At 42.5% G+C, this 11462-nt stretch carries 10 protein-coding genes and 1 pseudogene; 8 read left to right on the top strand and 3 right to left on the bottom strand.

Features of this window, described 5'->3' with window-relative positions:
* Positions 1–44: 44 nt before the first annotated feature.
* Positions 45–815, top strand: a complete 771-nt coding sequence (gene larB / locus IQ224_RS17025; protein ID WP_002777893.1) for a nickel pincer cofactor biosynthesis protein LarB — start codon at positions 45–47, stop codon at positions 813–815.
* A gap of 73 nt (positions 816–888) precedes the next feature.
* The gene (gene dxs, locus IQ224_RS17020; RefSeq protein ID WP_194033257.1) at positions 889–2799 is read left to right on the top strand and encodes a 1-deoxy-D-xylulose-5-phosphate synthase; all 1911 of its coding nucleotides are present in this window, start codon (positions 889–891) and stop codon (positions 2797–2799) included.
* Between the two features lie 68 nt (positions 2800–2867).
* On the opposite strand, the gene IQ224_RS24285 is transcribed toward dxs, so the two are convergent.
* On the bottom strand, positions 2868–3041 hold the full coding sequence (locus IQ224_RS24285) for a DUF2191 domain-containing protein (RefSeq protein ID WP_071591822.1): 174 nt from the start codon (positions 3039–3041) through the stop codon (positions 2868–2870).
* A gap of 280 nt (positions 3042–3321) precedes the next feature.
* On the opposite strand from IQ224_RS24285, the gene IQ224_RS17015 reads away from it, so the two are divergent.
* From IQ224_RS17015 to IQ224_RS17000, 4 genes are all read left to right on the top strand, one after another.
* The gene (locus tag IQ224_RS17015) at positions 3322–3549 is read left to right on the top strand and encodes a hypothetical protein (RefSeq protein WP_002745125.1); all 228 of its coding nucleotides are present in this window, start codon (positions 3322–3324) and stop codon (positions 3547–3549) included.
* Complete coding sequence (locus IQ224_RS17010; protein WP_194033256.1) at positions 3536–3967, top strand: type II toxin-antitoxin system VapC family toxin; 432 nt, start codon at positions 3536–3538, stop codon at positions 3965–3967. The genes IQ224_RS17015 and IQ224_RS17010 overlap by 14 nt, the downstream gene beginning before the upstream one ends.
* 67 nt (positions 3968–4034) lie before the next feature.
* Positions 4035–4334: a type II toxin-antitoxin system HigB family toxin gene (locus IQ224_RS17005; RefSeq protein ID WP_194033254.1), complete on the top strand. Its 300-nt coding sequence runs from the start codon at positions 4035–4037 to the stop codon at positions 4332–4334.
* Entirely contained in the window at positions 4318–4716 is a 399-nt protein-coding gene (locus IQ224_RS17000) for a type II toxin-antitoxin system HigA family antitoxin (protein WP_194033252.1), read from the top strand. The genes IQ224_RS17005 and IQ224_RS17000 overlap by 17 nt, the downstream gene beginning before the upstream one ends.
* 175 nt (positions 4717–4891) lie before the next feature.
* Here the strand turns inward: IQ224_RS17000 and IQ224_RS16995 are convergent.
* Both IQ224_RS16995 and IQ224_RS16990 read right to left on the bottom strand, forming a co-directional pair.
* Positions 4892–6946: pseudogene (locus tag IQ224_RS16995) on the bottom strand (protein kinase).
* Positions 6947–7372: 426 nt separating this feature from the next.
* Entirely contained in the window at positions 7373–8710 is a 1338-nt protein-coding gene (locus tag IQ224_RS16990; RefSeq protein WP_002745113.1) for a proton extrusion protein PcxA, read from the bottom strand.
* Positions 8711–8788: 78 nt separating this feature from the next.
* Here IQ224_RS16990 and IQ224_RS16985 point away from each other — a divergent pair, with 78 nt between their 5' ends.
* On the top strand, positions 8789–10879 hold the full coding sequence (locus IQ224_RS16985) for a hypothetical protein (protein ID WP_002745111.1): 2091 nt from the start codon (positions 8789–8791) through the stop codon (positions 10877–10879).
* Between the two features lie 360 nt (positions 10880–11239).
* Positions 11240–11462 (top strand): transposase (locus IQ224_RS16980; RefSeq protein WP_130757148.1); only part of this gene is annotated, 223 nt, incomplete at its 3' end.

Below are 11462 nucleotides of genomic sequence, written 5' to 3'. Positions count from 1 at the left end.
CCACACCCCACACCCCACACCCCACTTCCCATTGATAACTGACCATGTTCCATGCTGCCGATTTGCGATCGCTGCTGACCGCCGTTGCCAGGGGAGAAATTAACCCGGAGACAGCCTTAGATAAACTTAAACATCTGGCCTTTGAACCGGTGGAAGACTTTGCTAAAATTGACCATCATCGTCAATTAAGAACGGGATTTCCGGAGGTTATCTGGGGACCGGGTAAAACCACCGCTCAAATTGCCCAAATTATCGGTGTATTGCGTCAAAATAGTCCCGTGGTTATGGCCACCCGCATTGAAGCAGAGATAGCAGTCCAGCTACAGGAACAGGTAACAGACTTAGTTTATTATCCCTTAGCCCGCATCTGTGCCATTGCCGCAGCTGCTCCAGAAAATCCCCCAAAAGGGATAATTTCCATCCTAACGGCGGGAACTGCCGATATTCCCGTAGCGGAGGAGGCGGCGGTTACTGCTCAATTATGCGGTTTTTCCGTGCAGCGTCTCTGGGATGTGGGAGTAGCGGGAATTCATCGCCTCTTGAATCATCGCCATCTACTGGATGCTGCTGATGTGTTAATTGTTGTTGCGGGAATGGAAGGAGCCTTACCAAGTGTGGTAGCGGGATTAGTCGATCGCCCAGTGATCGCCGTTCCCACCAGCATCGGTTACGGAACCAGTTTCGGCGGTATTGCTCCTTTGTTAACTATGCTCAATTCCTGCGCGGTCGGCATCGGTGTGGTTAATATAGATAATGGTTTTGGGGCTGCCATGTTAGCCGGCCAAATTTTACGCACGGCGGCCAGATTAGCTTAGATTTTTACTCATCTCAGACTGGAAATCCTATACAGTTGGTATAGGGATAAACTACTTTGAAAAAGAAGCCGATATGCACCTAAGTGAAATTACTCATCCCAACCAGTTACATGGTTTATCACTCCGTCAATTAGAAGATATTGCCCGTCAGATTCGCGAAAAACACCTCCAGACGATCGCCGCTACCGGTGGACATTTGGGACCGGGGTTAGGAGTCGTAGAACTAACGATCGCCCTTTACCAAACCCTCGATCTCGATCGCGATAAAGTCCTTTGGGACGTGGGACACCAAGCTTATCCGCACAAACTCCTCACCGGTCGCTATAACGATTTCCACACCCTGCGCCAAAAAAATGGCGTTGCGGGCTATCTAAAACGTTGCGAGAGCAAATTTGACCATTTTGGTGCTGGACACGCCTCCACGAGCATTTCTGCGGGGTTAGGAATGGCTTTAGCCCGGGATGCCAAGGGGGAAGATTTCAAGGTAGTATCGATCATCGGGGATGGCGCTTTAACCGGGGGTATGGCCCTAGAAGCGATTAACCATGCTGGACATTTACCGAACACCAACATCATGGTTATCCTCAACGATAACGAGATGTCCATTTCCCCCAACGTCGGGGCAATTTCCCGCTATCTCAATAAAGTGCGTCTGAGCGAACCCGTCCAGTTTATCGCCGATAATCTCGAAGAGCAATTGAAACATCTACCCTTCTTCGGTGACTCCCTCACCCCCGAAATGGAACGAGTCAAAGAAGGGATGAAACGGTTAGCAGTTCCCAAAGTCGGCGCTGTCATTGAAGAATTGGGCTTTAAATATTTTGGCCCGATTGATGGTCATAATATTCCCGAATTAATCGCCACTTTTAAACAGGCCCATAAGGTCCACGGACCGGTTTTCGTCCACGTTGCCACCGTGAAAGGCAAAGGCTACGAATGGGCCGAAAAAGATCAAGTGGGTTATCATGCCCAAAATCCCTTTAATTTAGCCACGGGTAAACCGATTCCCTCCAGTAAACCGAAACCTCCCGCTTATTCTAAAGTTTTCGGGCATACTCTCACTAAATTGGCGGAAAATGACCCGCGCATTATCGGTATCACCGCCGCCATGGCCACCGGGACGGGATTAGATAAATTTCAGGCAAAACTACCGAAACAGTACATCGATGTGGGAATTGCGGAACAACACGCCGTTACTCTCGCTGGTGGTCTTGCTTGCGAAGGAATGCGCCCGGTTGTCACTATTTACTCTACTTTCCTGCAGCGGGCTTTTGATCAGATTATTCACGATATCTGCATTCAAAATCTACCGGTTTTCTTCTGCATGGACCGGGCCGGTATTGTCGGGGCTGATGGACCGACCCACCAAGGGATGTACGATATCGCCTACCTGCGTTGTATCCCCAATATGACCATTATGGCCCCGAAAGATGAGGCGGAACTGCAAAGAATGGTGGTGACGGGGATTAATCATACCAGCGGCCCCATTGCCATGCGTTACCCCCGGGGCAACGGTTTAGGGGTTCCCCTGATGGAAGAGGGTTGGGAAGCTTTACCCATCGGTAAGGGCGAAATTCTCCGCAGTGGCGATGATGTTCTCCTGTTAGGATACGGCACTATGGTCAATACTTCCCTACAGGTGGCCGAAATCCTCAGCGAACACGGCATCGAAGCCACAGTGGTTAATGCTCGTTTTGTCAAGCCCCTTGATACAGAACTTATCTTTCCCCTTGCCCAACGTCTTGGCAAAGTGGTGACTTTGGAAGAAGGTTGTTTGATGGGTGGTTTTGGTTCTGCGGTTTTGGAAGCTTTACAGGATGCTAATATTCTAGTTCCGGTCAAGCGTTTCGGGGTTCCCGATAAATTAGTGGACCACGCAACACCAGAGCAATCCTTCGCTGATTTGGGTTTAACCAGTCCCCAGATTGCCCAACAGGTTTTAGCGGCATTTTTTAGCCAAAAACAAACCGCTAACGTCGGTTAAAATCTCAAGATTAGCTTGGCCAGTTTTCCCGAAAAATTAGGGAAGACTGGTTTTTTTGGTCTAGATAGTTAATGAAGACTGCCGGCAATAAATAGTGAGGGGAACGAACCACAGAGACACAAAGGACACAAAGATCGATCACTACTATATAAGTTAAATTTATCACACAAAGAATAGGAGAGTCCAGTAGCTTTAAGAGCATCAGCCATGAGTTGGTCATCAATGACAGTGATAGTTCTCATAGTATCCCTAGTTGTGTATAGTAGATTAAACCTCTTGCATAATTAATTTGTGAGGGTTCAAAAATGAGAAAAAAAGTTAAATTTTGTCAAGAAATTGCTTAAAGTTTTGTAAAGCCACTTGACTTAAAGACAGAATTGTGTACAATCGTTCATCGGTAATTTTACCCGGAGTGCTGTGTATGGTTTCATCAGTTCATCTTATGGCTTCTGGCTGGGATTTAGCAGTTTTTGTTTTAAAGCTAACCTTCGAGCAAGAGCAGAATGGGAGGATATATCAACCATGTTAAGCACTGATCTAGAGATAAGACTAGCAGCTTTAGAAGCTGAAGTAGCACTGCTCAAGCGTTTGCTACCCACTGTCAGCGAAACTCCCTGGTGGAAAAAAATTATCGGTACTTTTGCTGATGATCCAGCTTACGAAGAGGCAATGCAGTTTGGTCAAGAGTACCGTCAGTCCCTAAAACCATTAGCTGAGGAAGCATCCGAATCCTCAAATGTATCTCTTTGATACCGATCATATTACTATTCTCGATCGCGGGGGTCAACCGGCACCACAATTGCTGAAAAAACTGGCTGCTATTACGAGCAGCGAAGTTGCCACCACAATTATCACCTACGAAGAACAAATGCGGGGATGGCTCAGTTACATAGCCAAGACCAGTTCGATTGAAACCCAAGTTGTTGCCTATCGAAGGCTAGAAAAGCACCTCGCTAATTATCGCACGATTCCCATTGTCGGCTTTGATGAAAAGGCAGGTCAAGTTTTTCAAGAACTTCGGGTAACTTACCCTCGTTTGGGTTCGATGGATTTGAAGATTGCTGCTATCTCAATGGTTAATCAGGCTATCCTGCTGACGAGAAATCTCTCAGATTTTGGGCAAATTGCCGGTTTAAGAGCAGAAGACTGGACGATTACAAGCAACTGAATTACCTATGGAAAACCAACTTTGGCAGCGAATCACCCCCAGAGATAATTTATGTTTGTTTTTATAAATGCACATCATCAGCTATCGAAGACTACGAGAATTTACGAATAAACACGCTGATTCCCGAATAGCTTTAGAGAATTGGTATAAAATTGCCAGTAAAGCGATTTGGTATAATTTAGTTGAGGTTCAAACAGTATTTCCTAAAGCAGAAGCAGTTGGTAACTTTACTGTTTTTAACATTAAAGGGAATAGTTATCGTCTCATAACCAGTATCGATTATCAGAAGCGGCTAATTTATATCAAGTATGTTTTAACTCACGCTGAATACGATAAGGAGCAATGGAAAAATGACCCTTACTTTTAATCCAGAAAAATACAAAGAATTACTAGCTCGCCATTTACCTAAAGTTATTAAAACAGAGTCAGAAAATGAAAAAGCTTTGGCTATTGTGGAAGAATTAATGCACCGTCAGCAGCGAACTCCCGAAGAAGATGAACTTTATGAGCTTCTAATTTTTTTAATTGGGAATTTTGAAAAAAGCTTTTATCTACAGGAATCAACCACACCTCATTCTATGTTATTGTTTTTGATGGAACAGCAAAGCGTTAATAAGAAAGACATAGCCAGAATCCTTGGCTCTGACAAAATTGCCTCTAGTTTAATTGAAGGAAAAGGGTCAATTACCCAAGAACAGGCGAAATTATTAGGACATTTCTTTAATGTAGATTATAGTTTGTTGATGTAGATACGATACCCTCTAGCTTGTCGGTTGGGTTGAGCGCTTTAATATTTAGTAGAAAACTGCTCGATTCAAGAATTTGAGCCAAAACCCAATATTTTTAAAGACATCGGTGCAGTTTCCCGCAAGTATCGCTCATTTTTGATAGACAAAAGTTATTGCTGTCACCCCAAACACAACTTTACTGTCCCACCCGCCAAATTTTGATAGTTTTGTCATCACTACCACTAGCTAAATAGCGGCCATCGGGACTATATACTACTGACCAAACCACATCAGAATGACCAGTAAGGGTACGCAATTCTTTTCCTGTCGCTACCTCCCAAATTCTGATAGTTTTGTCATCACTACCACTAGCTAAATAGCGGCCATCGGGACTATATACTACTGACCAAACCCCGCTAGAATGACCGGTAAGAGTACGCAATTCTGGCTCTTCGGTTTGTGTTATGCAATGGACTGGGGTTATAGGGGATGGAACCCTTATGTAGAAAGGCATTTGGCGATTTTTGTCAATTGTTTTTCATCTAAAGCGAACTCATCAATTAAGTCTCTTGCCAGGTAAGGATTTAGTCAATTTATGCCCCCCTATCGAACCATACCAAGTAACGAAGAGCCGCAATTCTCTTTCAGTTGCCACCTCCCAAATTTTGATAGTATTGTCCGAACTCCCACTAGCTAAATAGCGACCATCGGGACTATATACCACTGACCAAACTATGTTAGAATGACCAGTAAGTTTACGAAATTCTTTTTCCGTTGCTACCTCCCAAATTTTGATAGTATTGTCACTACTCCCACTAGCTAAATAGCGACCATCGGGACTATATACCACTGAGCGCACAAAGCTATAATGACCAGTAAGGGTACGTAATTCTCTACCCGTTGCTACCTCCCAAATTTTGATAGTATTGTCACTACTCCCACTAGCTAAATAGCGGCCATCGGGACTATATACCACTGACTCAACCTTGCCAGAATGACCAGTAAGGGTTTTATCGAGATAGAGAAAACTACCACTAGATAAATAAGAGATAAAAAATAGAGGATCATTTGCAGGAAACTGGTTATATTTAAAATAACCGTAAGCTTGCGTTATTCCTATCCCTAATAACAAAACTCCACCAATAGCTATCATTCGATTTCTCAGCTTATTATTTTTAACTGGTTTTACTGGTGATTTTTTTTGTACAGCTACAGGTGAAACCGGCGGAGAAGGATTAATCTTAGGAATAACTGGCGATTGTTTTTGCGTTACAACAGGCTGCGGATTTGGTGCTGGTGGAGGAGATGGCCTATTAGGAGTTATAGGAGGTAACTTTAACTGCCGTTCAATCTCATCCAAACGCTGTAAAATAACCCTAGTATTAGCTGGTCTATTTCTGGGTAATCTTCCCATTAACTCGTCAATAAAATCCAACAATAACGGGTGAATATTTTCCGTTTCTTCTCGCCAAGGTAAAACATCATTAATCGGATCATAAATTTCTAAAGGATGTTTTCCCGTTAATAAATGCACAAAAGTTCGTCCTAAAGCATGAAAATCTGATTGAATCACTGCTTGGCCATGTTGTTGTTCATTGGGTGTATATCCGGCTGAGGTAATACCTGTTACTTGTTGACCTTTTACCTTTTGATGATAGGTTTGGGTTTCTTCCCTTGCTGTCCCAAAATCAATTAACACCAACTCGCCACTATTCCGCAGCATGATATTAGGGGGTTTAATATCTCGATGCAGCCAATTCTGTTGATGAATTTTATCGAGAATTAAAGTAATTTCTCTCAGCCATTTTAAAGCCCGTTTTTGACTTAAATTATCATACTGCTTTAGCCACTGTTCTAAATCAATACCCTCCACTTTTTCCATGACTAAACAGTGTAATATTTTCCCCTCCCTTGTGGAATATTGAAAATAGGCATCTGCTTGAGGAACACCGGTGACATTTTGACGACTTAACTCTAATAAAACGTCATATTCCCGTTTAAATAATTCCACTGCTTTCGGTTCATTATTCCATTTTTCTTGTAATACCTTGAGGATTTTGGCTGTAAAACCTTCAAAAGCCTCATAAACAACCCCAAAACCAGTCGTATCACTCAATAACCGACTCACTCTATATTTACCATTTAACAACAACTCAGAGCCGCAACTTTGACAGTAACGAGTATTCGAGTTATTATTACTCGGATGCTCCGGTTGAGAACAATCGGGATTAATGCAGTAACAGGGTTTCATCTCGGCTATCAGTTATTTTATCGGGTGAATAATTGCAAGTTTTCCCTCCCTGACCTTGATAGCATTTTATCATAAGTAAGTAGTTATGATTAAATTGAAGAGAGATATTGCATTTTTCAAAACGTCGTGGTTTGTAGGTTGATTCATGAATCAACGCTCCCTAGGGTTCTTTCACTCTCTCCAATGTCATTCTCTCCAATCCTTATCTGGCAACGTTTTTAGTCGATTTCTCGGAATAAATAGCTGAAAAACACCCCGCGCATTAGTTTTTCGGTGGGATGCTTACAAACAGCTGCTGATATATCTGTAATAATTTAAGAGTCACTGATAATTGCTGATTGTCGGTATTTCTGCAAATGTGAGATGCAGCCAAATTATCCCCCCAAATTAGAAGGGTAAATTATCAAGTTTCTCCCGGATTTTACCCTATTCATTCATATTACGATAGGTAGCCACTGCCGAGGGAGAAATACGATTGAGATAACGGAAAATCCAATATTTTAAGACTGTATCCAAGATAACGGGAAAAGTGGCGATAAAGAGAAAATTAAACTGGCGATTTTCTGGTAAACCGAAATGACGACTTAACCCTTCTAGGATCACTTCCCAACCGTGGGGAGAGTGGAAACCGACAAATATATCGGTAAAAAGAATAATTAAAAAAGCTTTAGCTGAATCGCTAAGATTATAGAGAATGCCATCCAGAAAAGACTTGACAATCTCAATTTCTCGACGACTAAAAGCGACAACACAACCAAAGGCAATCAGGGAACAAATATCGGCGAAAATGTTAGCGATCGCATTTAAACCTCGTTGGCGAAATTCTTCACTTAGTACCGCTGCTTTTTTGGTAATTTCTCCCTCGATTTCTTCGTTAGATAATTTGGGTGCTAAACCAATCATACCTCGAAAATGTAAAGCTTCCTCAAATCTTCTCAATTCCGAAAAAGCTTCTTCTTCTAAATCCTGATTGATAAAAATAAACTGTTCCTGTTGTTGGAAATATTTATTAACCAAGGGGGTAATCAGGAAAGTTTTAGTTAATTGCTGGGTCAATAAAGGAACAATAATTAACAGTAAAATAAACTTGAGGGAAATGGCTGTTTTATAACGAGAATTGCGAAATTTCTTTAAAACTGCCTCCTCCGATTCCTCCGCTTGGGGATCAATTTCCTGTTTAATGCGATTAAAAGTGTTGACAAAAGAACGGGGCAAAACCCCCGGTTTTTCCGTAGCTTTTTGGGATTTATTGCTTTTGATTATTTCCTCATCTTCAATACTACCCGCTGCTAAAAAAGAGCGATTTCTGGGAGTCTTATTTTTGGCTGTTTCCTGCTCAAAATTTCGGTTCTGGAGACTTTTGGGGACATCTTCAATATCTTCTTGCCAATAATTATCTTGATATTTTCCGATAACACTATCGATAAACTGAAGTTTTTTCAGACAAACATCTGTGGTGACAGTAATCACCCCATTACTAATTGTCGGTTGATTGGGTCCGAAGGTATTAACGATCGAGCGACTAGCTTTAAACTCCGTCAATCTGACTTTAATTTTTTGCAGATAACCTTTAACTTCTGCGATAAAATAGGAATTAGTGCTGCGGCCATAATTCGAGAATTCATTCGCCACTTTTCGCCCTTGAAAATGCTTGTCTTCTATCTCCTTAATCTTCAAAGCTGCATGATAAGCCTCATCTAAAGAACGTTCAGGAGTTTGTAATAACCATTGATTAACACCTTGCAAAATCCGATTAAGATTCATAGGAAACAATTACTTCCACAAGGGAGAAAAGCTAGAGTACCGATCAGTTATCTTAACAAATACAATCGAGAAAAAACGATGTCAATCATACCAATTTGGATCGAAGGTGGCACGCGATCAGGAAAAACCACCACTTTAGTCGGGGAATTTCGGCGCTGGGTGTCTCGCGATCGCTCAAAATCATCCCCCCTTCCTCGATCGATCTTAGTTTTCGCTGCCAACGATGATAATAAACGGGAATTAGCTGATCGATTAGCCATTGCTGTTAGGGGTAGCTATCCGATTCTCTGTAAAACCCCTTTAGGTTTTCTCACCGATGAAGTCATCCTGTTTTGGCCGTTAATTTTCGAGTTTTTGGGGCTAAAAGCGCAATTTCCCCGCCGATTACGCCCAGAAACGGAGCAGGAACTCGCCAACCGTCTCTGGCAACCAGCAATCGCCGAATTCTTCCAGCTTACTAGCATAAATGAATATCGTTTCGTGCGTCAAGTTCTCGATCTGTTACAATTAGCCGGTGCTAGTGGTGTTCCCGCAGAAAAGATACCCGAAAGATTAGCCGAAGGATTATCAGAAACAGATTTAAAACGAGTTTTAGCGATTAATGAGCAGGAAATACCAGAAAAAGTGGGAGAATTAATCATTCAATGGCGTGATTGGTCTCTAGAACGTGGTTTATTAAGTTATGGTATCATCTACGAACTCTATTGGCGCTATTTATTTCCTGATAGTCGCTATCAACAGCAACTATTAAAACGCTTCCGGGGGGTTTTTGCGGACGATGTGGACGATTATCCGGCTATTGCCAAGGATTTACTCAGTTTTTTCCTCGATCATGACTGTTTTAGCGTTTTTACCTACAATCCCCAGGGAAAAATTCGCTTAGGATTAACTGCCGATCCCGATTATCTACAAAAATTAGCGGCACGCTGTCAAACTATGCCATTATCTACCACTAACGGGTTAGCTGCTCAGTTTAGCGAGACGATTCTCTCCTTAATCAGCGACGGTGACTATCGTGGCAATCTTCCCGATCAATTCATCTCCCTGCAAACCACCTCTCGCGCTGAATTGTTACGGAAGACAGCCACAGCTATTATTCAAGCAGTCAAGCAAGGATCAGTAAAACCCGAAGAAATCGCCGTTATTGCTCCCGGTTTAGACGAAATCGCCCGTTATAGCCTGATGGAAATTTTAACCGGTGCCGGGATAGCCGTTCAACCCCTGAACGAACAACGACCCCTGATCAGTTGTCCTCTGATTCGGGCATTATTGACCCTTCTCGCCCTTGTTTATGAAAATTTGGGGCGTTTAGCCCCCCAAGAGGCTATAGCGGAAATGCTGGTGATTTTTAGCCGTTATCGCTGGGATGAAGAACAAAATTTAATTCCCGATATCGATCCGGTTCGCGCTGGATTAATTGCCGATTATTGTTATCAAGTGGATCTGGAAAATCCTCGTTTATTAGCGATCGAAACTTTTCCCCGTTGGGATCGCTTAGGACAAAAAGCTTGTACTGCCTACGAAAGAATTTGTCACTGGATCGAAGGGATGAAAAAACTGCAGCAGGAAGCCAAACTTTTCCCGATTTTTGTCTTAAATCAAGCGATCGAACAATTATTAAACGATGGGGAAAATTTGCCCTTTGATCACTTGGCAGCTTTGCGAGAATTAATGGAAACTGCCCAACATTTTTGGGAGATTGATCGCCGTTTGCGTGAGAGTGAACCCTCTTTCCAAAGTCCCAGCGAAACTATTAGTCAGTTTATCCAACTTTTGCGCCGTGGTACAATTACTGCTAATCCCTATCCTGTGCGACAATTTATTAAATCTTCCTCAGCAGTTACCCTAGGCAATATCTTTCAATATCGTTCTTTTCGTTCTAGTCATCGTTGGCATTTTTGGCTAGATTGTTCCTCCCCACTCTGGGAACAAGGAGGTGCTGCTACTCTTTTTGCTGCGCCAATTTTTTGGCGAAAAAGTCCCTATCAACGCTGGACAACGGAAGCAGAATTAGAGGAAAATCAGGACCGTTTACAGAGAGTTTTAAGGGATTTATTAGCAAGGGTAAGCGAAAAAGTTATCCTCTGTCACAGTGATTTAGGAGTATCGGGAACTGATCAAACTGGACAACTTTTATCCTTAGTACAAGCGGCAAAAGAATATGATTAAGCACTAGAAAAAAATTAACTTCTTGGTTAGGAGAGGCAATAGGCAATAGGCAAAGGGGGGGTTAGATATGTGTAATTAATTTTGCTTAGGTACTTAGTAAAAGGATTGGGGGAGATTCAGCTAATCTAAGGATAGGCGGTTAAGATGCGTCTGAGCTTATAACCTAATTTGGTCTTGACGACCGGCCAAGCTCTTGACTATCTAAGTAGGTAGGCGTTAAAAGTTGTCAGATGCCCCCCCTTATTAAGCTATCCATTAGTCAGATCTTTCTTAACAAAAAGAGAAGAAACTTAAAAAAAGGGGAAACGATTGATAGGTATAGTTTTGAAAGAAGGAATTAAGGTGGAGGTAAGCAAAAAAATGGAGAAATGGGCAGCCCAAGAATTACAATATGCAGACCTAGGGGACACCAGAAGAAAGAAAAGGTTAATCAGTATCGTAGAAAACTTGGCCAGCCAACCTAGTACAAGTGTGCCACAAGCTTCGGGAAATCTAGCCGCAGCGAGTGCCACCTACGACTTTTGGAATTCCCCCTATTTTCACCCATCAGATATAATTGCCGCCCAAGCTAAAAGTACAGTAG

Source organism: Microcystis sp. LEGE 00066, assembly GCF_015207925.1.
Classification (GTDB): Bacteria; Cyanobacteriota; Cyanobacteriia; order Cyanobacteriales; family Microcystaceae; genus Microcystis; species Microcystis ichthyoblabe_A.
The sequence above is the reverse complement of the archived record's forward strand: the minus strand, read 5'-3'. Positions and strand labels throughout refer to the sequence as shown.